This is a genomic window from Pseudomonas sp. D1-1 (genome assembly GCF_051132225.1).
Lineage (GTDB): Bacteria > Pseudomonadota > Gammaproteobacteria > Pseudomonadales > Pseudomonadaceae > Aquipseudomonas.
On sequence record NZ_CP071676.1, the window covers coordinates 4,801,327 to 4,821,508 of the forward strand.

19 protein-coding genes are annotated in these 20,182 nt (G+C 60.7%); 8 read left to right on the top strand and 11 right to left on the bottom strand.

Going from position 1 to position 20,182, the window contains the following annotated elements; all coding sequences use genetic code 11:
* Nucleotides 1–230 precede the first annotated feature (230 nt).
* From J3P86_RS21600 to J3P86_RS21625, 6 genes are all read right to left on the bottom strand, one after another.
* Complete coding sequence (locus J3P86_RS21600) at nt 231–962, bottom strand: DUF1353 domain-containing protein (RefSeq protein WP_434698803.1); 732 nt, start codon at nt 960–962, stop codon at nt 231–233.
* A gap of 229 nt (nt 963–1,191) precedes the next feature.
* Entirely contained in the window at nt 1,192–1,551 is a 360-nt protein-coding gene (locus J3P86_RS21605; protein WP_434698804.1) for a DUF6124 family protein, read from the bottom strand.
* Nucleotides 1,552–1,955: 404 nt separating this feature from the next.
* A complete protein-coding gene (locus J3P86_RS21610) occupies nt 1,956–2,651 on the bottom strand; it encodes a hypothetical protein (RefSeq protein ID WP_434672761.1) in 696 nt (231 codons plus the stop codon).
* 152 nt (nt 2,652–2,803) lie between these two features.
* Complete coding sequence (locus J3P86_RS21615) at nt 2,804–3,037, bottom strand: hypothetical protein (RefSeq protein ID WP_434698805.1); 234 nt, start codon at nt 3,035–3,037, stop codon at nt 2,804–2,806.
* Between the two features lie 278 nt (nt 3,038–3,315).
* Nucleotides 3,316–3,675, bottom strand: a complete 360-nt coding sequence (locus J3P86_RS21620) for a DUF6124 family protein (RefSeq protein WP_434698806.1) — start codon at nt 3,673–3,675, stop codon at nt 3,316–3,318.
* Between the two features lie 359 nt (nt 3,676–4,034).
* A complete protein-coding gene (locus J3P86_RS21625; protein WP_434698807.1) occupies nt 4,035–4,919 on the bottom strand; it encodes an AraC family transcriptional regulator in 885 nt (294 codons plus the stop codon).
* A 216-nt stretch (nt 4,920–5,135) separates the two neighbouring features.
* On the opposite strand from J3P86_RS21625, the gene J3P86_RS21630 reads away from it, so the two are divergent.
* Together J3P86_RS21630 and J3P86_RS21635 are read left to right on the top strand one after the other, a co-directional pair.
* Nucleotides 5,136–5,771 carry a hypothetical protein gene (locus tag J3P86_RS21630; RefSeq protein ID WP_434698808.1) on the top strand — a complete coding sequence of 212 codons (636 nt, stop codon included), beginning with the start codon at nt 5,136–5,138 and terminating at the stop codon, nt 5,769–5,771.
* Between the two features lie 48 nt (nt 5,772–5,819).
* Nucleotides 5,820–6,353 carry a carboxymuconolactone decarboxylase family protein gene (locus tag J3P86_RS21635; RefSeq protein ID WP_434655855.1) on the top strand — a complete coding sequence of 178 codons (534 nt, stop codon included), beginning with the start codon at nt 5,820–5,822 and terminating at the stop codon, nt 6,351–6,353.
* A gap of 50 nt (nt 6,354–6,403) precedes the next feature.
* Here the strand turns inward: J3P86_RS21635 and J3P86_RS21640 are convergent, their stop codons facing one another.
* The gene (locus J3P86_RS21640) at nt 6,404–6,955 is read right to left on the bottom strand and encodes a helix-turn-helix domain-containing protein (RefSeq protein ID WP_434655853.1); all 552 of its coding nucleotides are present in this window, start codon (nt 6,953–6,955) and stop codon (nt 6,404–6,406) included.
* Nucleotides 6,956–7,083: 128 nt separating this feature from the next.
* Here J3P86_RS21640 and J3P86_RS21645 point away from each other — a divergent pair, with 128 nt between their 5' ends.
* From J3P86_RS21645 to J3P86_RS21670, 6 genes are all read left to right on the top strand, one after another.
* A complete protein-coding gene (locus tag J3P86_RS21645) occupies nt 7,084–7,866 on the top strand; it encodes an aldolase (RefSeq protein ID WP_434655851.1) in 783 nt (260 codons plus the stop codon).
* Nucleotides 7,867–7,885: 19 nt separating this feature from the next.
* Nucleotides 7,886–8,773 carry a dihydrodipicolinate synthase family protein gene (locus J3P86_RS21650; protein ID WP_434698809.1) on the top strand — a complete coding sequence of 296 codons (888 nt, stop codon included), beginning with the start codon at nt 7,886–7,888 and terminating at the stop codon, nt 8,771–8,773.
* Between the two features lie 93 nt (nt 8,774–8,866).
* On the top strand, nt 8,867–9,127 hold the full coding sequence (locus J3P86_RS21655) for a DUF2024 family protein (protein ID WP_434698811.1): 261 nt from the start codon (nt 8,867–8,869) through the stop codon (nt 9,125–9,127).
* Nucleotide 9,128: 1 nt separating this feature from the next.
* Nucleotides 9,129–9,422 (top strand): Rho-binding antiterminator, encoded by a 294-nt coding sequence (locus J3P86_RS21660; RefSeq protein WP_434698812.1) that lies wholly within the window; start codon nt 9,129–9,131, stop codon nt 9,420–9,422.
* Between the two features lie 530 nt (nt 9,423–9,952).
* Nucleotides 9,953–10,234, top strand: a complete 282-nt coding sequence (locus J3P86_RS21665; protein WP_434628479.1) for a Rho-binding antiterminator — start codon at nt 9,953–9,955, stop codon at nt 10,232–10,234.
* Between the two features lie 530 nt (nt 10,235–10,764).
* The gene (locus tag J3P86_RS21670; protein WP_434698813.1) at nt 10,765–11,850 is read left to right on the top strand and encodes a diguanylate cyclase domain-containing protein; all 1,086 of its coding nucleotides are present in this window, start codon (nt 10,765–10,767) and stop codon (nt 11,848–11,850) included.
* Here the strand turns inward: J3P86_RS21670 and J3P86_RS21675 are convergent.
* The 4 genes from J3P86_RS21675 to J3P86_RS21690 all read right to left on the bottom strand — a co-directional run bounded on the left by J3P86_RS21675 (nt 11,834) and on the right by J3P86_RS21690 (nt 20,176).
* A complete protein-coding gene (locus J3P86_RS21675) occupies nt 11,834–14,185 on the bottom strand; it encodes a TonB-dependent receptor (RefSeq protein WP_434698814.1) in 2,352 nt (783 codons plus the stop codon). The genes J3P86_RS21670 and J3P86_RS21675 overlap by 17 nt on opposite strands.
* Before the next feature lies 1 nt (nt 14,186).
* Complete coding sequence (locus J3P86_RS21680; RefSeq protein WP_434698815.1) at nt 14,187–16,538, bottom strand: 7TM-DISM domain-containing protein; 2,352 nt, start codon at nt 16,536–16,538, stop codon at nt 14,187–14,189.
* A 35-nt stretch (nt 16,539–16,573) separates the two neighbouring features.
* On the bottom strand, nt 16,574–17,410 hold the full coding sequence (locus tag J3P86_RS21685; protein ID WP_434698816.1) for a response regulator transcription factor: 837 nt from the start codon (nt 17,408–17,410) through the stop codon (nt 16,574–16,576).
* A gap of 1,101 nt (nt 17,411–18,511) precedes the next feature.
* Nucleotides 18,512–20,176 (bottom strand): ShlB/FhaC/HecB family hemolysin secretion/activation protein, encoded by a 1,665-nt coding sequence (locus J3P86_RS21690; RefSeq protein ID WP_434698817.1) that lies wholly within the window; start codon nt 20,174–20,176, stop codon nt 18,512–18,514.
* Nucleotides 20,177–20,182 lie beyond the last annotated feature (6 nt).

Sequence of the window (20,182 nt, forward strand, 5' to 3'; positions counted from 1 at the left end):
CCTGTATCCCTAAACGTAAAAAAAGTCTACAAGGCACGGCTTATATGGCATGCTCGAGTCTCCCTCGGGCACCATCTTAAAGAAAGCCCGCGACTTTCATAACGGTAACTAGTGCGGTAACTGCCTACAGGGCAGGCAGCGGCCGCCGCCGAACTATGTCCACGTACCGGTGCTGTACATCTAGCCATGGCGTAACTCTCCTATTGCCTTTACTCACAATCCGATTCCGATCACTTTTCCGTCGTTGCTGACAGCATCTCAATTTCCGACAAACTCAGATCCTTTTCTTTTATCTTGCGTGACATCTGTTCGAAAGCCTCTACGGATAGATCAGGCTGTAGCTCACGCACCTCTATTACTGCGCCAACAACCTCCTGACGCTGTTCCGTTTCAAACAGACCAGTTGATATTGTTCTATCGATCACGCGCCCCTCATCCAGAAGCACAGCTTGCTTTCCTGGCGGAAGACCAGCATTGATCTCATCAAGGGAATACGAAACTAGCTTTAGATTGGTGCGTGGCAATAGAACTCGCTTTGGCTCTGCCCAGCGAGGGCCAAAGTGGTAAACCGCCGCATACATAATTTTCGCGGTCGTAGCATCTACGCCGGCTGCTCTCATCGCAGTGTAAAAGGCCAGATGCGTTTCCTTCCAGCTTCGTGTCTTTTCAACGCAAGCCACGTCATGAATTATCGCAGCCTTACGATATTGGCCATCAAATGGGCCGCCAATAACGGACCAAGCAACTTTGGGAATCGAAGCCCCATCTGAAACTGTATTTTTGGGTGCGATCCAAAAGCGTCTCTGGGGGCTTGGCCCAGTGTAGGTGAAATCTCGCAGTAACCTAGCGTCATGCTTGGTCGGTAAAAACTCGACCTCCAACGGGTCAGAGAAGCTTCCCCAATCGTCTGCAACCGTCTGAGTAGCAAACACCAAACCGATCAGCATCAGAACTGTTCTCATAACTGCTCCATTTAGCTGCAACTGACGTGCTGGCAATCTATTCCTCGTGAAAGCGAAATGATATTAGTTCAGGGATGCGTATTGGCAAGGCACGCTTGGTATTTTGTAAGCGAGGGGGAGGAACAGGAACGGGATGTCGCGCTTGCTAGAAGCAGCATCCAACTCGATGCTGCTTCCACATTCATACCGAGTCTTTAGAGACTCTCACGCTAGAAAATTATCTTTGGATTTATCTCCCCTCAACAATATCCAAAGCCCGATTCGCCAACAGCTCACTCAACTCGATCACCTGCAAAATCCCCAACGCAACATGCCGCCTTGACCCTTCCAGATCAAAAGCCAAATCACTGATCATCGCATTCGCCGAAGCCAGGCTCTCGCTCAGATTCGCAAGCAAACACTCCGTATCCACATCAGGATCAATACGAAACAGCGTGCTGGAATTCTCGGACGTTTCGCCCTCAGGCTTGGGTTTCAGGTAGAAATTCAACGCACGGTTGGTGGCGTCTTCGAGTTTCTTGTTGCGGGCGGATTCGGCGCGGGATACGGATTCGTCTGCCGCAGGTGGGTTTGGGGTGACTTTTGCCATCGTCTTGCTTCCTGTATTTGGAGCCATCACCCGCTCGCTGCTAAACGATGGGAGGCAGCTGTACGCAGGTTAGCAGACCGGGGAAACAAGAAACCGGCGCGTCCGGGGACGCCCTGCGCACAGCCACCATCGAGTGCAGGATGGAATCCCGACTGGATGACGCCTTGCACAACCTGTTTCACCACGAGCTGCTAAACCCGATCACTGATGAGCAGTGACAGGACTCAAACTACCGACGCGGCCCGGGGCGCACAAGCCGGCGGATTCTGGCGTAGTTGTAGGTAAAGGCGCAAGGTGATGTGGGCTTACGGGCGGGAGGCGTCCGGTGTCTGACAGCCCCGGCTGACGCAACGGCCATCCATCGCGCCTGAACCATGAGGCAGCACTCCGGTTCGCCTGGGCAGTTATTGTTTCAAGTCTTCAATCAGCTTGCCGACTGCCAGATCGGACACCCGGGAAAATGCCGCGCGCAGTACTTCGGGATCGGTGGCGTACTGTTCAGGGGTGTAGGCGAGGGTATTGCTTTCATTGAAGGGCGATATGGTATTGAAGTTGCGCCAAACCGATGTACCGCCGCGCTTCATTAATCCGTTCACGCCGATGACCGGGTAAAGCACGGTGCTGTAGTTTTTCAGGCTCAGCCCCCACTGCATGACCATGATCTCAACGTCGGCGTCCGCTTTCTCGCCTTCGGCGACAAGGGTGAACAGCCCTTCTTGCTTGATGCGCCTTTCAAAGCTTTCACGCACCAGCTTGCCCACATCGATACCGTGGGCCTGCATGTTGTTCAGAATCGCTTGGGAAATATCCACCGTCGCGCCGTCTGCCGCCTTGGTGCCCGCGACCGAGCCGGCGCCGGTCAATGCGCTGGTGGCGGAGCTGGATGCTCCGGCCGCCATTCCGGTTGCGGCACCTGCTCCGGCACCCAAGCCTGCTCCCCAGGCCTGGGTCATGCTGGTGTACTTGAAGTTCTGCACCGCAAAGTACACCGGAAGGATCTTGATGGTTTTGATCTGATGGCGGTCTTCGACACTCAACGACTTGGTGACACATCCGGAAAGCAGGGCGACCGAAAGTAACGCGAGAAACAGCTTTTTCATGGGAGGGAAAACCGATTACATGGATGAATGAAAGCCTTGGGTTGCAAGACCTACCGGTCTTCAATGGGGTTGGACGGTTGCGCAACCAGTCGGAGCTATCGCTTTCGCCACGGGTTGAGGTGGAGGCATTGCTAGCCAGCACTTTCCGTGGTTCACACCGTATACCTGGCCCTGCTGAAAAACAGTGCCGCTCCGACGCCAATTGCACTGGTAGAGACAATTCCGAGGTCAATACCGGAGATCAGAGACGGCAGCGCAAAAATACTCGCAAACCCTAGAACGATTAGAGCAATGCCTAGCCATTTCCTGAGGCCGTAAGCTTTCATATAGAAAAACAACAACAGGAACACTGCGTACGCCAGTGCATATAGGCCATATTTGTTCATCGCACTAGCCTCCCCGAGTCTTGATAATCATGGAGGACCCGGAGTGTTGCGGCCCTATTCCCCCGCTGACTTGCACATCCAGACTGATGATGACATCACCGGCGTGATAGGGACCGTTTTCAAACTTCAATGCTCGCATCCTTATCGAGTCTGGTGAGGCCGGGAGTTTCTATTAGCTGATAGGCGTTGGCAAATAATAAGCAGCTAAGCGCTGACAATTTCAGCCTGTGTCGAACAAGAAAGGTCCCGCTGTGCAAGACCCTTCCTGCCCCGATTAACTACCGCGCCTCAACAATATCCAACGCGCGATTCGCCAACAGCTCGCTCAACTCAATCAATTGCAAAATCCCCAACGCAACATGCCGCCGGGAACCTTCCAGATCAAATGCCAAATCACTGATCATCGCATTCGCCGAAGCGAGGCTTTCGCTCAGGTTCGCGAGCAAGCACTCGCTATCAACATCAGGATCAATACGAAACAGCGTGCTGGCGTTGTCGGGCGCTTCACCCTCGGGCTTGGGTTTCAGGTAGAAATTCAACGCGCGGTTGGTGGCGTCTTCGAGTTTTTTGTTGCGGGCGGATTGAGCGCGGGATACGGAATCGTCTGGCGCTGGAGGGTTCGGTGTAATTTTGACCATGGTCTTAGCTCTCTCTGGTTGAGGCTACGACCCGTTCGCGACTAAACGATTGGGAGGCAGCTGTACGCAGGTTAGTCGACCGACGAGCTAAGAAATCGGCGCGCCCGGAGGCGCCCTGCGCACAGCCACCATCGAGTGCAGGGATGGGGATACCTGACTGATGGACGCTTGAGCGACTTAGCAACGTCGGGCGACTAAACCCGATCACTGATGAGCAGTGACAGGACCCAAGCTACCGACACCACCCAAGGCGCACAAGTCGGCGGATTCTGGCGTAGTTGTAGGCAAAGGCGCAAGGCGACGTGGCCTTGCGAACGCGGGTCGTCAGCGTCTGTAGGCCTTTACTGACGCGACCTGCCTCATAAGCCAGAACCAGCTTTCTGGCCTGTGGCTATCTGCGCCAACCAATCCCGAGGGGACACTCCGACCTTGGCTGTGAACGCCCGTGAAAGTGCCGATGGGGTGGTGTAGCCAAGCTCTTCGGTCAGGCTCTTGATGGATTCGCCTTGGCGCAAGCGGCTCTGGGCCAGGGCGATGCGCCAGGTGGTGAGGTAGTCGGCGGGGGTTTGGCCGACGATGTCGCGGAACGTGTTGGCGAATGCGGTGCGCGACAGGCAGGCCTGTTCGGCCATGCGCTCCAGCGTCCACGCGGCGCCCGGGTCTTCGTGAATGGCGACGAGCACTCGCGCCAGTCGCGGGTTTGACAGCCCGGCGATGAGACCCGGGCGGATACCGGCTTCCTGCTGGTGATCAAGCAGCCAGCGCAGCAGTTGCAGCACCACGACTTCGAACAATCGGTCGGCGAGCATTCGCTGGCCGCAGCGCACGTGGTCGGTCTCGGCGAACAGCAGCTCCAGCGCGGCGTGCAGGCCCGGTACCTGGGCCAGCGGCAACGCGATCAAGGGCGGCAGTGCCCGCGCCAGGGGGTTGCGTGCGCCGCCCTCGAACATCAGTCGCGCACAGGTGAAGTCGGAGCCTTCCGCCGGGGAGTTATGGAATTGATGGGTGATCGGGCAGGGATAAAACAGCAGCGACGGTTCTTCGAAGCTCATCGAGGGCAAGCCTTGCCCACCGGGGTGGCTGACTTTCAGCTGACCGCGACGAAGCACGTGCAGGTAGCCGAACCCCTCGCCGGCATCAAAGCGATTTACACCACACAGGGCGCCGGTGTGGTGCAACTGCGCTTGCACGCGGAAGTGGTCGAGGATGCCGGAGAGCCGGTCCAGGGTTGGAAGTGTTTGCATTCTGAACGAATAGCTACGTTAGGCGTACGTTAAGAGCCAAATAGTACAGACCCGCTCCTTATACTGCCAGCACCACCTCACTTGGCAGAAGGGCTCACCATGAAACTCTCTCGATCTCCCCTCTTTTGCGCTTCGTTGTTGCTTGGCTTGAGCGCCAGCGTCAGCGCGCACGAGGCCGCACATCAAGACGGCATAACCAGCAAACCGGCGAAGGCTGTGAAGGCGCCTTTCGATATCGTCCACACGAGCATCACCACTGAAGGGAATGTGGCGATTTTCCACATGGCCGTTTCCGGCAAGGCCGGCACCGTACGCCCTGCCGCCAGGGGCAAGCTGGCCGGCAGCAGCGTGTTCTCGTATGTCTGGCCAACCAGCCTGGACCCTTCGGTGATCGGTTTCGAGCCGAAGTCCGGAATCCTGGCCTTCGCCGTCACGTCACACCCCGACTTCGACGATACCCCGCTGTTCGACGAGAACCGCGACGGGCGCCTGGATAACGATGGTGATCTTTGGCATTCGCATTGGGTGGTGCTGCAGCCCGACCCGGCCTGTGGGAAAGATGCGCTGAAAGTCGTCGACATTCCCGCAGGGGCCAAGCCTCGCGTGCCCAAGACCTGGCCAGGGTTGCCGATCCTGATCGACAGCCCGGGGTGGACCCCGACGATCAATCAGAAAACCGTCGAGGTGCGCGTGCCGTTTGACGACATCGGCCCGGTCGAGGCCGGCGCGTTCGATGGCGTCACGGCCGCCCTGCGCGTGAACGCGAGCGTGCACAACCCGCTGCTGTGTGTCGCCGACGTGTTCAAGGTGGCCTCGGGCGACCTGTCCCTGCCCGGCAAGGTCAAGCACTGATGCCGCCTCGCCTCCCTGTTTGCCCCCGTCCCATCACTGGAGAAACACATGACTCGTATCAACATTCAGCCACAACAAGCGCCCGCCGCCAGCCAACCAATGCTGGCCCAGATTCAACAGGCCTTTGGCGCAACGCCCAACATGTTCAAGGGCGTAGCCAATTCTCCGGCCGCGCTGCAAAGCATGTGGGCGGCCTTCGGCGCCCTGGGCCAAGGCACGTTGGGTGCCCGGCTTGGCGAGCAGATTGCGGTAGCCGTGGCCAACCGCAACCGCTGTGAATACTGCCTTGCCGCGCACACGGCCCTGGGCCAAAAGGCCGGTGTGTCTGCGACCGACATGGCCGCCGCCCAGCGCGGAGAATCCAGCGACCCCAAGACGGCAGCGGCCCTGGCGTTCGCCCTGATAGTGGTCGAGCAGCGCGCACAGGTGACTGACGCCGACGTGCAGCGCCTGCGGGACAACGGTTTTGGCGATGAACAGATTGTCGAGATCATCGCTCATGTCGCGTTGAACCTGTTCACCAACTACATCAACGTCGCGTTGGACATTCCTGTCGACTTTCCCAAGGTCGCCCTGAAATAAGCCTGACCGAGTCCCGCCCGGTATTGGGCGGGCTCACCTTGGCCGTGGTCCTACTCCGCCGCTTCGGCACTGTGCACAACAACCAGCAATTGGGCCTGGACGTCGCCAACCGAACGCAGGCGATGGGGTTTCTGGGCATTGAAATGCAAGGCGTCACCGCGATTCAGCAGCACGCGCTCGTTCATGAAGTCCACTTCCACCTGGCCTTCGTGAACAAACAGGAACTCCTCACCCGTGTGTTCCTTGAACGCATGATGCGCCGCGAATTCGGCCGGGGGATAGAGGATGAAGGGCAGCAAGGTTCGCTCGGAAACCTGATGGGCCAACACCGCGTATTCAGAGCTGCCAGGGTTCGCCGCAAGCGATTGGCGATCTTCACACCGCACCAGGCTGTAGCTGTCGAGCGGGACGTTTTCCTCGGAAAACAATTCCTCGACTTTCACGTTCAACGCCTTGGACAGCTTGAGCGCCGTGGCGATGGAGGGCGTGCTCAGACCCCGTTCCACCTTGGACAGGTAGCTCTTGGTCATCCCGGTTTTTTCGGCCAGGACGTCCAGCGTCACGCCGAGTTTTTTTCTGAGCAGTTTCAAGCGAATGGACATAGATAACCATCATTTCCATGGAAGCGGACAATCGGTGATTGCTAATGACACTTTGTGTCATATAGTCTATTTAGTGTCATTAGAACAGCCATCCCCAAGCTTCAGTGACGCGAATCAGGAGAACGGATATGAGCAAGACCCTGGCGACACCAAAGGACCAATTGGTCCAGCATGCTGTTAACCAGATGCAGAAATCACTGCCGGATAATACGTGGACTGTACGACAAAAGCTGGCTCTGACCTGCCGCATCCTGTTCGAGAACGGCCACGACTCAGGCCTCGCCGGGCAGATCACCGCGCGCGGGCCGCAACCCGGCACTTACTACACCCAACAATTGGGTTTGGGATTCGACGAGATTACCGCCGGCAACTTGCTGTTGATCAACGAGGACCTGGAGGTGCTGGAAGGCCATGGCATACCCAACCCGGCGAACCGCTTCCACAGCTGGGTCTACCGCGCCCGGCCGGATGTGAATTGCATCATCCACACCCACCCGACCCACATCGCCGCGCTGTCGATGTTGGAGGTCCCGTTGCAGATTTCCCACATGGACCTCTGCCCGCTGTACGAAGACTGTGCGTTCCTGGAAGGCTGGCCGGGCGTGCCGGTGGGTAACGAGGAAGGCGACTTGATCGCCGGCGCCCTGGGCGACAAACGCGCCATCCTGCTTTCCCACCATGGCCAGTTGTCGACCGGCGAGACCGTGGAAGAAGCCTGCAACATCGCCCAACTGATCGAGCGCGCGGCGAAACTGCAACTGCTCGCCATGGCCGCCGGCGAGGTGAAACCGATCCTGCCGCACCTGGGTCGCGAAGCCCACGACTGGATCGCCCGCCCCAAGCGTCACGCCGCCGCCTTCAACTACTACGCCCGGCAGAACTTGCGCCAACACGCCGATTGCCTGAACTGATCCCACTAGGAGCGAAGCCATGTCTACCCCGAACATCCACGGCATCATCGGTTACACCATCACCCCTTTCTCTGCCGACGGCCAGGGCTTGGACCTGGACGCCTTGGGCAGGTCCATCGACCGCCTGATCGAAAGCGGCGTGCATGCTATCGCACCCTTGGGCAGCACCGGCGAAGGGGCCTACCTCAGCGATGCGGAATGGGACCAGGTCAGCGAGTTCAGCATCGCCCACGTCGCCGGCCGAGTGCCGACCGTGGTCAGCGTATCTGACCTGACCACCGCCAAAGCAGTGCGCCGCGCGCGTTTTGCCCAGGATCACGGCGCCGATGTGGTGATGGTTTTGCCAGCCTCTTACTGGAAATTGAGTGAGGCGCAGATCCTCACGCATTATCAGACCATCGGCGCCAGCATCGACGTGCCCATCATGCTCTACAACAACCCGGCCACCAGCGGCATCGACATGTCCGTGGAGCTGATCCTGCGGATTTTCAACGCGGTGGATAACGTCACCATGGTCAAGGAGAGCACCGGCGATATCCAGCGCATGCACCAGCTGCATCTGCTGGGCGAAGGCCATGTACCGTTCTACAACGGCTGCAATCCACTGGCGCTGGAAGCCTTCGCGGCTGGCGCCAGAGGCTGGTGCACCGCTGCGCCGAACCTCATCCCGCAGCTCAACCTCGACCTGTACGAAGCCGTGCTGGCCAACGACCTGAACAAAGCCCGGGCGCTGTTCTACCGACAATTGCCACTGCTGGACTTCATTCTCAAAGGAGGCTTGCCCGCCACCATCAAGGCCGGTTTGCGCACCCTCGGCCTGGAAGTCGGCGACCCGCGCTTGCCGGTCTTCGCGCTCGACGATGCGGGCAACAGCCGATTGAACGCGATGCTGAACCAGCTGCGCTGATTTCTTCTTGCCCTTGCGACCCGAGCGGATCAACGTGACCTGCTCGGTCGCTCCGGCAAGCTGCCTTGATACCCTCGCGACGGAGAGAACCTCATGACCATCAAAGTCTATGACACACATGTCCGCACCCAAAGCGGGCGATACCTGCATTTTGACGTGCTGATCGACCGCAACGACCTGGATTTTGCCCAATCCTGCGCGCGACGTTTCCTGGCCGAACAGGGCATCGAAGATCAGGACGTTACCTTGAACGACTGCCGTTTCTGCCACGTCGAGCCGAGCAACCCCGAGATAGTCGAGGCCATCAACCGGCAGGGCTTTTTCATTCTCAAGCTGCAAGGCTGCGAGGCGTGAAATGGATACCTACAAACCGCTGCACTGCGACCTGCATGACTACCTGGAAATCGCCTGCCTGTGCGGCTACACGCTGGACATCGAGCTGACTGACGGCCAATGCCTGACCGCCCGCGCGATCACCACGCGGACCGCCTGCACGGGGGAGGAGTTTCTCGAAGTTGAAACTGTTGATGTCCGTCAGGAGATCCGCCTCGATCGCTTGCTGGCGATTACGCCGCTGAACAGCAACGCCAGGTTCGGCCGAGTTGTGCTGGCGGTGGGTGGACAGGAAAGTCGTTCGTATGATGGATAAGTACGTAAGGCAGCCCGTATTGTTTCCTTTCGCCGTCAAGAGATGGGATAGGCCTCGTTAAACGCCGATGCAAAGTCTTCCGCTTTCGAAAAAACGTCGGGCGACTAAACCCGATCACTGATGCGCGGTGACAGGTCCCAAGCTACCGACATCACCCAAGGCGCACAAGTCGGCGTAGTTGTAGGCAGCGGCGCAAGGCGCTGTGGGCTGGCGAGGCTTTGTTGCTAGCGTCTGTCAGTCGTTACTGAGACGGCTCCAGCTTCGGTGCGAGGCGCTCACGACTAGGGCTGCTGCGCAGCCCAGCGGGAGCAAGCTCCCTCGCCACGGGGCTGGTGTTCTTCTTGAAGACAGTGGTTTCTCTTGGGGAATGGTGGTGTGATCGGTTGGCATATGTGTATGCGTTCAGAAGGGGTGATGCTTACACTTCGGCGTGCTGATTGACTGCCACGACTTGGACTTCGCCCAATTCTGCGCGCGTGTCGGCAGGCAGGGCTTTTTCATCCTGAAACTGCGAGGCTGGGAGGCGTGAAATGGATACCTATAAACCGCTGCACTGCGACCTGCATGACTATCTGGAAATCGCTTGCCTGTGCGGCTACATGCTGGATATCGAGCTGATCGACGGCCAGCACCTGACGGCCCGCGCGATCACCACACGAACCGCCAGCACACGGGAGGAATTTCTCGAAGTCGAAACCGCTGACGGTCGCCATGAGATTCGCCTCGATCACTTGTTGGCGATCACACCGCTGGATAAGCACGCCAGGTTTGGCCGGGTAGTGCTGGCGGCGGGTGGTCACGCCGCCCTTTGAAGTGGTGCATTAGGTCCCACAGGGCGGGTTGCGTCCTGGAAGGCCGGACCCGCTTGAATATTCGTTGACTGAAGCACCGCTATCGCGAGCAAGCTCGCTCCCACAAAGGGGTGAGTGTCGTGCCTGGGACTCAGTAGACTTCCAGTTACCTGTGACGGGGGAGTATCCACCGCGTCCGAGCCACTGGGCTATCGCGCACCGAACCGGGCCCTGTGGCGAGGGGATTTATCCCCGTTGGGCTGCGCAGCTGCCCTAAAAATGAAGCCAGTCTCCCTGACACACTGAGTTGTCTGGTTTGAGGGCTACTTCGCAGCCCAACGGGGATAAATCCCCTCGCCACAAAGGAAGGCACTCGACTAGCTGAGGGGCGCCGACTGGCGCTGATACAACCCACACAAAAAATCTTCCCAACCTTTCCCCTCTCGCAAAGCCCCCATCCCCTCCAGCAAACGCCCCGCCACTCCCCCACCCCGATAATGCCCACATCCACTCACCCCCAACCGCTGCAACCCGAGCACCGTGTACCTCCCATGAACCTACGCACTTTCATTCGCAGCTATTGCCTCAACTCCAGGCTCGCTACGAATGCGCTGACCCGCCTGCATAAATCCCTTTCTTCCCTGGCCGCCTATCTGGCGCAGCAGGGTTTTGATTCCAGGACTTGGCCCGCGCCCCGTGACGAAGGCGCGCTGGACCGTTACCTCAGCGACGTTTGCCCGGAGCTGGCCGCGACGGTGTTCAGCCATGCCCGCGACGGGGTGATCATGGTCGATGCGTTCGGTCGGATCATCGGCGTGAACGAGGCATTTACGCGGCTTACCGGTTATGGGCAGGACGAGGTGCTGGGGCGGGAGTTGAATTCTCATCGCATGGTGCGGCGGCTCGCGGCGTTTTATGCGCCGATGAAAAATGCGCTGGATTTCCACGGGCATTGGTCCGGTGAGATTCAAAGCAGCCACAAGGATGGCCGGGAGATGACGTCGCGGATCAGTATCAGTGCGGTGCATGACCGTCACGGCAACGTTCAGCACTACGTGGCGCTGTGCAGCGACATGACGCAGATGAAGCAGCGCTTGCAGTTGCTGGAGCGGGATGCGCGGTATGACGCGCTCACGCAGTTACCCAATCGCTTGTTGCTGGCCGAGCGGATGCGTCAGGCGCTGGGCAAGGCGCGCCTGCATCAGCAGAAGGTGGCGATCGCGTTTATCGACCTGGATGGGTTCAAGGCACTGAACGACAGTTATGGCCATGACTGGGGCGATCGGGTGTTGCAGATTGTCGCGGCGCGGATCAACGCGACGCTGCGTGAAGGCGACACGTTGGCGCGCCTCGGCGGTGATGAGTTTGTCGCCGGGCTGGTGGGCTTGCGGGAGGTGGAGGACAGCGAGCCGTTGCTCAAGCGGATGCTGGCGGCGGCGAATGCGCCGATCCTGATTGGTGCGCAGACGGTGGAGATTGCCGCGAGTATCGGCGTGGCGTTTTACCCTGAGCATGGGCTGGAGGTCGATGCGCTGATCAGCAAGGCGGATCAGGCGATGTACCTGTCGAAGAAGGCCGGCGGCAATCGTCTGGCGTTCTGCCCGACGCGGTTCATTTCGGTCAATAGCGAAGTCTGACGGTGGTGCCGAGGGTGCGTTCGCTGCCGGTCATGACGCCGTAGTCACCGGCGCCGAGCAGTGAATACACGGCGGTGATGTAGTTACGGTCGAAGACGTTGCGCATCCAGCCTTCCACTTCCCAGGCGCGGTCCTGGCTGCGCAGGCCGAGGCGCAGGTTGGTCAGGCCGTAGCTCGGTTGATAGCTGCCTTCGCCACCTTCGAGGGTGCCGTAGTAGCCGGTGCGAAAGCTGTAGTCGATGCCGCTGAAAGCTTCCAATCCATAGGGCAGCGGATGGCTGTGGTCGAGGCCGCTGCTGAGGTTCCATTCCGGCGCGTTGTAGAGGCGGTCGCCGCTGAGGTCGCAGGTCCATTGGCCCGAGGCCGGCGGGCACGGCGCGTTGGGGAAGCTGCGGTAGCGCGCATCGCTCCAGGCCAGGCCGAGGCGCCCGGTGAGTTGCGAGGTGAGTTGCCAGGCGGAATCCAGTTCGATGCCGCGCAGGCGGACTTTGCCGACGTTGATCAGGTTGTCCCGCAGCGGCGGCGCGAACAGCGAGGTCGGCGGGCTGTAGGTGAGCGCCTGGTAGTTGTCGACGTCGGTCTGGTAGACGGCAAGGTCGAGCAACGCGCGCTCGTTCCAGAAGCGCGTTTTCACGCCCAGTTCCAGGGACGTGGCCCGCTCCGGCTCGAAGGTCGGCGCGGTGAACGGGCCGACCACGTCGAAGTTGATGCCGCCGGCCTTGTAGCCCCGCGACCAGCTGACGTAGCCCATCACCGCTTCGCTGAAACGGTAGCTGGCGCTGGCGAGGCTGGAGACGTTGTGTTCTTCGATCGAGTCCTCGCGGTAATAACCACGGCCGAGGGCGATGTCGCGCAGCAATTGTCCACCAGCCTGGAACACCGGCGGCAAGCCGGTCAGCGGGGCGAGGTTGCTGACGTCGCGGGAGATCCAGCCGTCCTTGCGCTCATGGCTGTAGCGCAGGCCGCCGGTGAGTTCCAGCGGGTCGATCGGGCGCCAGGAGAGCTGGCCGAAAATCGCTCGGCTGTCGCCCTTCTGCTCGCCGTCGAAATGTTGTCGGGCGCCATTGAGCAGCATCGAAGGCACCTGCCTCGGATCGGTGAAATTGATGCCGAAGAGTTTTTTCAGTTGGTCGAGTTGATCGCCAACGAACCAGGGCGCGGCGTCCTTGCCGAATTCGGCATCGATCTCACGGTCAAGCTGCTGGCGCAGATAGTAGAGGCCGGCGACATAGTCGACGGACGAACCGGCCGTGCCGGACAGGCGCCATTCCTGGCTGAACTGCCGATGGCCGAGCTCGGTTTCGGACTGGGCCACCGCCAGCGCGGTGCTGTCGCCGTCGCGGGTCGCGCGGTAGTCCCAGTCGCGATAAGCGGTGATGCTGGTGAAGCGCATCGCCTCGTCGAGGTCCCAATTCAATTCCAGTGACACGCCGTTCTGCAGGGTTCGCGGACGGCCCGGCGCGTCGATGCGGGTCTCGCGTTTGTAAGGGTCGGGCTCCGCCAGCGGATAACCGACGAACTGGGCGCGCTTGCGGGTTTGCTGGCTGTAGTGATTGGCCAACAGGACGTTGCCGGCTTCGTTTTGCTCGGCGTAGTCGGCGATCAGGCGAGCACTGAAATCGGTGTTCGGCGTCCACAACAGTTGGCCGCGCAGGCCTTGGCTGTCGGCATCGCCGAGGCGGCTGCCGTCTTGCAGGTTTTCGACGCTGCCCTCGGTGGCGCTGTCGAAAACGTTGAGTCGGCCGGCCAGCACGTCGTCCTGCAGCGGCCCGGAAATCGTCCCGCGAAACTCACGCAAACCGCGCTCGCCATAGCTGGCTTCCAGGTTGGCTTCGGGCTGGAAGGTCGGCTGGCGGGTGATGATGTTCAGGGCGCCGGCGGTGGTGTTCTTGCCGAACAAAGTGCCTTGCGGCCCGCGCAGGACTTCGATGCGCTCGATGTCCATCAGCTCGGTGAAGGCCATGCCCTGGCGCGCCTGGTAGACGCCATCGACATAGGTGCCGACGCTGCCTTCCAGGCCATCGTTGTAGGCGGTAGCGCCGAAGCCGCGCAGGCCGAAACCGGCGTAGCGGGCGTCATGGCCGGAGACGATCAGGCCGGGCACGCGCTGTTGAATGTCTCGAAGCGAGTGCAGGCCGGCTTCGTCGAGTTGCTCGCCGTAGAGGACGTTGATCGGGATGGGCACGTCTTGCAGGTCTTCTTCGCGGCGTCGGGCGGTCACCGTGGTTTCGTCGAGCGTGAGGGCGCTGGGCGACTCTTCGTCGGCAGTCACCGATGCCCAGGGCCATGCCGAAAGACTGCCGATCAGGAGCAACCGGTAACTCAAACCCGGCATCCTAGAACTCCCGAGCCAACGCGCGCCGCGCCGTGTCCGGGCAGGCCAGTGCCTTGACCCACGCCAGCAGTTCGCGGCTGTCGGCGGGTTTGAGCAATACCGCATTGAACTTCAGATCCTCTGGATAACCTTGCGGCCTGCGTGGCGGCACCGCCGAATAAAGCATCACGGGCAGATGGCGCCAGCGCTTGCGCACTTGTCGCAGCAGTTCCCAACCGTCCATGCCGGGCATCATCTGGTCGCTGATCAGCAGGTCGACCGGTTGTTCCGCCAGGCAGGCCAAGGCCGCTTCGCCGTTGGTCGCGATGCTCACGTCAAAGCCGTAGCCGGCCAGCAGATCGTAGAGCCACTCGCTGTTCTGCTCGATGTCATCCACCAGCAGCACGTGCTTGCCCTGGCCATCAAACGGCGCGGCGTTGTTGTCGACGATGCCGTTTTCGAGGTCGTGTTCCTCGGCGCATTTGAGTTGCAGGCGAAAACTGAAGTGGCTGCCCTGCCCGGTGGCCTGGGGTTCGAGGCGACTGTCCATGCGTTCGAGCAATTGCGTGACGATGGACAGGCCGAGCCCGCTGCCTTCGTAGCGCTGCGCATTGCGGCCGCGGCGGAACGGTTGCAGCAGTTGTTCGAACTCCTGCGGGTCGATGCCGATGCCGCTGTCGATCACGTTGAAGTGCAGTTCCACGGTGCCGGCGCTGGCGCCTGGACCTGCGCTCACTTCGAAGCGGATCTGGCCATCGCGGGTGAATTTCGCCGCGTTCGCCAGCAGGTTCATCAATACCTGCCGAAGGCGTTTGAAGTCGGCTTCCACCAGCGGCGGCAGGTCATCGGCCAAGTTCGCCTCGAAAGTATTGCCCTGGCGCGCGGCGAGGAAACCCGCCTCATCTGCGATTTCGTGGAGAAAGCCGTACAGGTAGCCCGGTGCGAGGGTCAGTTGCATCTGCTCCAGCTCGCCACGGGAAAACTCGAGCATTTCGTCGATCAGCTCCAGTTGCTGGCGGGCGTTGCGCTCGATCGTCGCTTGATAGTCGCGGTTGGGCCCGGCGTGCAGCAGGCGTGCGTAATCGATGATGCGCACCAGCGGCGAACGCAGGTCGTGGCTGATCCGTGCCATCAACGCGCTGCGGGCCGCCAGCGATTCACGCAGTTGCGAGGTGCGCAGCGCCACGGTGCTTTCCAGCCGTTCGTGTTCGGCCTGGCGTTGTTGTTCGAGGGTGGACAGGGCGTGCTTCTCGCGGTTGCGGCTACGGGCGACTTCCATGAGCAACGTACACACCAGCAGGACCACGCCGGCCAGGGTCGACGACAAGCTGTACTTGCTTTGCGGCGACTGCCAGGGCAATTGTTCCTGAGGGAAAAAGATCCGCATCAGCAGTTGCCCAAGCAATAGCGCCGGCACCAGCCAGGCCATCCAGGTGTAGCTCAGGCGTGCGCGCCAGGCCATGAACAGCGTGACGAGCAGCACGCCATAAAAACTGAACAGGGCTATCTGGACTAACAGCGCGCCCTGGACCGGATCGACCTTGAGCCACCAGAGCCGGCCGAAGATGCAGCCCAACAGCGGCACCCAATAGCTCCAAGCGATGATCCTGGGCAGTTGGGATACCTGCAGCAGCACGCGGAAGTAGGCCAGGAACAGGACGAAAGAGATCGCGCTGGCGCAGGTCAGCAGCTCACGCGTCCAACCCAGCGCGCTCGGCCAGTAGATCAGGTAGCCGTTGAGGATGCATGTCAGCAGGATGTAGCTGAGGACCGCGCCGGCGTTCACGCTGAGCAGTCGCGAACGGAGGATCCAGCCGACGATCAGGCCGAACGGGACGACCAGCAGGACGATGCCGAGGGTGAGCCCGTCGCTCAGGTACGTCTGTTGCTGACTGCGCAGCAGCGCCGGTTCGGACCACAGTTCCGGCTGAAGCAGCATCTGGAAGTTGCTCGTCACCCGGACCAACACCGTGGTGCTCTGCCCTGCCGCCAACGTTACCGGGAATGCCGGCTGACGCGCCGCTGGCTGCGGCCATTCGGCCAAGGGATAGGCGCCGCCGGCATGGGCGTCATGCCCCGGCTGATAGACGCGAATGTCTTCCAGGCGCGGCGCCCCGACGACCAGCATGCGCGAGCACGCCTCAGCGCTCGAATTGGTGAACTGCCATTTCAACCAGAACGCGGACCGGCTATAGCCCTGGGTCGGCCAGTGCGCGGTTGCAGCTTTGAAATCGTTTTCGGGCAGTTGAGCGACGCGTTCCAGGCTCAGATTGGCCTGGGCGTCTTCGAAAATCTGCGCCGAGGGCATCAGGTCCAGTTGGTCAGCCCGGCAGATATCCACAGGCGCCGCGCGCAGCAGGCCTGTGGATAACATCGTTATCGTCAGCAAGAAAAACTGTAGTAGCCGCATCAGGCGCGCCCGGCCGACTCGATTTCGCTGGTGCCCAGGGTCTGCTGGCGAAACTGACTAGGCGTCATGCCGATTCGCTGGCGGAACGCCGTGGTGAAATTGCAGGCGTTGCGAAAACCCACCAGTTCGGCGACGTCTTGCACGCTCATGGCGCTTTCGGCGAGCAGATCCTGGCCACGCCGCAAGCGGGCGTCGCGGATGTAGGCGAACACGGTCATCCCCAGGTGTTCGCGAAAAATCGCCGAGAGGCGTTTTTCATGGGTGCCGACTTTTTGCGCGAGGATGCCGAGGGACGGCATGTCGTCCAATTGGTTTTCGATCAGGCGCATCGCCGCGCGCAGCACGATTTCATCGCCTTGCGGTTCCGGATCGGCCGGCCTTTGGTGGAGTGCCGGTGGCGCGCGCCAGGTCAGTTGCAGGTGGATCTTGATCCGCGCCAGCACTTCTTCGGGGGCACAGGATTTGGGGATGTAATCGACCGCGCCGACCGTCAGCCCTTCGAGGCGCTCCAATGAAGTATTCGCCGATGACAGGAACAGGATCGGCGTCTGCCGTGTGGCCGGTGCCTCGCGCAACAGCCGGCACAGGCTGAAGCCATCCATTTGCGGCATGTGCACATCCAGCACGATCAGGTCCGGGCGCAGGGCGAGTGCCCGTTGATAGCCTTGATAGGCATCGCTGGCCAGGGAGATGCGCCAGGGCTGGGTCTTCAACAGGATGAGCGTGGCGCGGATGTCTTCAGGGACATCGTCGATCAGCAGGATATGCGGCAACGCGTCGGACGCCGCCGAGCCCCCCGCCGCCGCTGCCGGCCTTTCGTATCGTCCGTTGTCCATTCGCCAGGTCTCTTGTTGTGTTCAGCCAGGTCACTGTCGCGAATTGCCAAGCGAGGAATTATGTACCGGGCCGGCAACAAATCGATATAGCGGCAGGTAAAGCGAGAACTGAAGCTATCAAATTTTTGAGGGACGATAAACGGTCGTACGATTTGGGGCGTTCACTGATGCGCGGGGATGCCGTTCGCTAAACCCTGTGACGAGGGAGCTTGCTCCCGCTGGGCTGCACAGCAGCCCAAAGCAGCAAACCCAATTTTCCTGACACACCGAGGTGCCCGGTTCAGGGGCCGCTCACAGCCCAACGGGAGCAAGCTCCCTCGCCACGGGGTTAGTGTGAATCTTTGAATGAACAGTGTTGCCACCGCCGATTCGCGGGCAGGCCCGCTCCCACAGGGATTCGGTTTCTATTTCAGATCCGGTGGAGGGATGGCAAGCACGACTGGCTGCGCCTGGACATCAGCCCAGGCGAGTTCTGATAGCGAACGACGCCCCCTTGTGGCGAGGGGATTTATCCCCGCTGGGCTGCACAGCAGCCCCAAAGCAACACACCCGATCTTCCTGGCACACCGAGGTGCCTGGTTCAGGGGGCTGCTTCGCAGCCCAACGGGGATAAATCCCCTCGCCACAAAGGAAAAGCGCTCAAATTGCCGAACTGTTTTTTATAGGGCCGCTTCGCAGCCCAGCGGGAGCAAGCTCCCTCGCCACGGGGTTAGTGTGAATCTTTGAATGAACAGTGTTGCCACCGCCGATTCGCGGGCAGGCCCGCTCCCACAGGGATTCGGTTTCTATTTCAGATCCGGTGGAGGGATGGCAAGCACGACTGGCTGCGCCTGGACATCAGCCCAGGCGAGTTCTGATAGCGAACGACGCCCCCTTGTGGCGAGGGAATTTATCCCCGTTGGGCTGCACAGCAGCCCCAAAGCAACACACCCGATCTTCCTGGCACACCGAGGTGCCTGGTTCAGGGGGCTGCTTCGCAGCCCAACGGGGATAAATCCCCTCGCCACAAAGGAAAAGCGCTCAAATTGCCGAACTGTTTTTTATAGGGCCGCTTCGCAGCCCAGCGGGAGCAAGCTCCCTCGCCACGGGGGCTTTATGCAATCAGAACGAGTAGCCGATCTGAGCGAGCAGTTGCGGGTTTTCCTGGCGTGTATCGCTTTGCGCTTCGCCGCCGGAGTGGCGCCATGCGACCGTTGCGTCGAACGACAGCTGGCCGTATTGAGCGCGCAAACCGACACCGCCGCCGGAGATGCTGCGGTTGTTTTCCTCATCGGCCCACTCGTTGTGGTTGATGCGCACCTTGCCGGCGTCCCAGAACAGGTAAGGCGTGAGCTTGTCGATCGGGTAGCGAAGCTCGATCTGGGTCAGCATGCCTTCGTCGCCCGAGCCTTCGCTTTGTGGATAAGCACGTACGCCATCGATGCCGCCGAGGCTGAAATCTTCGGAGGAGTCGAGGTTGTCGTTGCTCCACTGGCCAAGGAAACGGGCGAAGAGCGTGAAGTTGGCCGGCAGCGCTTGCAGGCGGGCGAGGTCGACATTCACTTTGCTGAAGTCGCCCTCGGTCTGGGCGGTCTGACGGTCGCCTTCGCGCAGGGCCGAATCCAGCTTCAGGTCACCGTAGGTCAGCGTCGCGCCGCCGTAGGTGATGCCGCCGCCGAGCAAGCTGTCCCTGACGTCAAACTGCAGGCTGATGGGCAGCGAGTTGCTGCTTTTTTCAAAGCTCAGGCCGAGCACTTCGTATTTGTCTTCAAGGTCCTTGTGCTGGTACTGCCCGGCCAGCATGAGGTTCGCCTGGTTGCTGCGCAGCAGTGGATAGCTCAGGCCGATGCTGCTGACTTCGGCGGTACCGGTCGCCCCCAGGTCGGCGAATTCGGCGCCCAGGTCATAAGAGCTCTGGGCGTAACCGACGTTGCCACGCAGGCCAGAGGTGCCCAGTGGCATCGAGTAGCCGAGGCTGCCGAAATACAGGTCTTCATCGGTGGCCATCACTGCGGCGCTGAGGCGATCGCCCAACATCAGCGGGCTGTTCCAGTCGCCTTGTACCGTCAGGCGATTGCGCCCCGAATAACGGTTGCCGTGGTTGTCCAGCGTGGCCTTGCCCTCGAAGGCCTCGGTTTTGCTCACCTGGGCATTGAGGTCACCGGTGCCAAGTGCTTCACCCGGACGGATGACCGGACGAACTGCCACGCCCGGCAAGTCGGAGAGCACCAATATGCTGCGCTCCAGGCGCTCACGCTCGATCACGTCGCCCGGCTGCAAGTCATCCAGGAACGGCTGCGCCTGGGTGGCCAGTTTTGCATCGTCGTTGACGGCGGTGACTTTGCCATAGCGGCCCTCGATCACGGCGATGGTCAGCTCGCCTTTTTCCATGCGTTGTGCCGGCAGGTAGGCGCGGGCGAAGGGGTAGCCTTGCTCGCGGTAGTAAAGCGTGACCTGCCGGGCCACTTCGCGCAGCGCGTCCAGATCAAGGGCCTGACCGATGGCCGGGGCGACGACGCGTTGCAGTCTGGCCTCGTCGATGCGGGTGTTGTCGGTGAAGCGCACGGCGTTGAGCTGGACTTTGGCGCCGCCGACTTTTTCCTGTGTCGGCTGTGGTGCCTCGACATCCAGGCGAATGCTTTGCGGCAGCTCCTGCTGCGGAATCGGCAGTTCCTGCAGGATGCGACCGGCGTCGGGGATCGGGCGTGCCGGCAGGGTCGCCGCCCAGGCCGGGGAAGTGGACAACAACGCCAGACCGGCGGCGCAGGACATCAGTTTGTTATGCATTGGATC

Excerpts from the sequence above, each read along its gene's own strand:
- J3P86_RS21685 (WP_434698816.1), bottom strand. The coding sequence starts at position 17,410 with ATGGACAACGGACGATACGAAAGGCCGGCAGCGGCGGCGGGGGGCTCG.
- J3P86_RS21635 (WP_434655855.1), top strand. The coding sequence starts at position 5,820 with ATGACTCGTATCAACATTCAGCCACAACAAGCGCCCGCCGCCAGCCAA.
- J3P86_RS21625 (WP_434698807.1), bottom strand. The coding sequence starts at position 4,919 with ATGCAAACACTTCCAACCCTGGACCGGCTCTCCGGCATCCTCGACCAC.
- J3P86_RS21620 (WP_434698806.1), bottom strand. The coding sequence starts at position 3,675 with ATGGTCAAAATTACACCGAACCCTCCAGCGCCAGACGATTCCGTATCC.
- J3P86_RS21640 (WP_434655853.1), bottom strand. The coding sequence starts at position 6,955 with ATGTCCATTCGCTTGAAACTGCTCAGAAAAAAACTCGGCGTGACGCTG.
- J3P86_RS21675 (WP_434698814.1), bottom strand. The coding sequence starts at position 14,185 with ATGCCGGGTTTGAGTTACCGGTTGCTCCTGATCGGCAGTCTTTCGGCA.
- J3P86_RS21605 (WP_434698804.1), bottom strand. The coding sequence starts at position 1,551 with ATGGCAAAAGTCACCCCAAACCCACCTGCGGCAGACGAATCCGTATCC.
- J3P86_RS21615 (WP_434698805.1), bottom strand. The coding sequence starts at position 3,037 with ATGAACAAATATGGCCTATATGCACTGGCGTACGCAGTGTTCCTGTTG.
- J3P86_RS21670 (WP_434698813.1), top strand. The coding sequence starts at position 10,765 with ATGAACCTACGCACTTTCATTCGCAGCTATTGCCTCAACTCCAGGCTC.
- J3P86_RS21655 (WP_434698811.1), top strand. The coding sequence starts at position 8,867 with ATGACCATCAAAGTCTATGACACACATGTCCGCACCCAAAGCGGGCGA.
- J3P86_RS21650 (WP_434698809.1), top strand. The coding sequence starts at position 7,886 with ATGTCTACCCCGAACATCCACGGCATCATCGGTTACACCATCACCCCT.
- J3P86_RS21665 (WP_434628479.1), top strand. The coding sequence starts at position 9,953 with ATGGATACCTATAAACCGCTGCACTGCGACCTGCATGACTATCTGGAA.
- J3P86_RS21600 (WP_434698803.1), bottom strand. The coding sequence starts at position 962 with ATGAGAACAGTTCTGATGCTGATCGGTTTGGTGTTTGCTACTCAGACG.
- J3P86_RS21610 (WP_434672761.1), bottom strand. The coding sequence starts at position 2,651 with ATGAAAAAGCTGTTTCTCGCGTTACTTTCGGTCGCCCTGCTTTCCGGA.
- J3P86_RS21680 (WP_434698815.1), bottom strand. The coding sequence starts at position 16,538 with ATGTTATCCACAGGCCTGCTGCGCGCGGCGCCTGTGGATATCTGCCGG.
- J3P86_RS21660 (WP_434698812.1), top strand. The coding sequence starts at position 9,129 with ATGGATACCTACAAACCGCTGCACTGCGACCTGCATGACTACCTGGAA.
- J3P86_RS21645 (WP_434655851.1), top strand. The coding sequence starts at position 7,084 with ATGAGCAAGACCCTGGCGACACCAAAGGACCAATTGGTCCAGCATGCT.
- J3P86_RS21690 (WP_434698817.1), bottom strand. The coding sequence starts at position 20,176 with ATGCATAACAAACTGATGTCCTGCGCCGCCGGTCTGGCGTTGTTGTCC.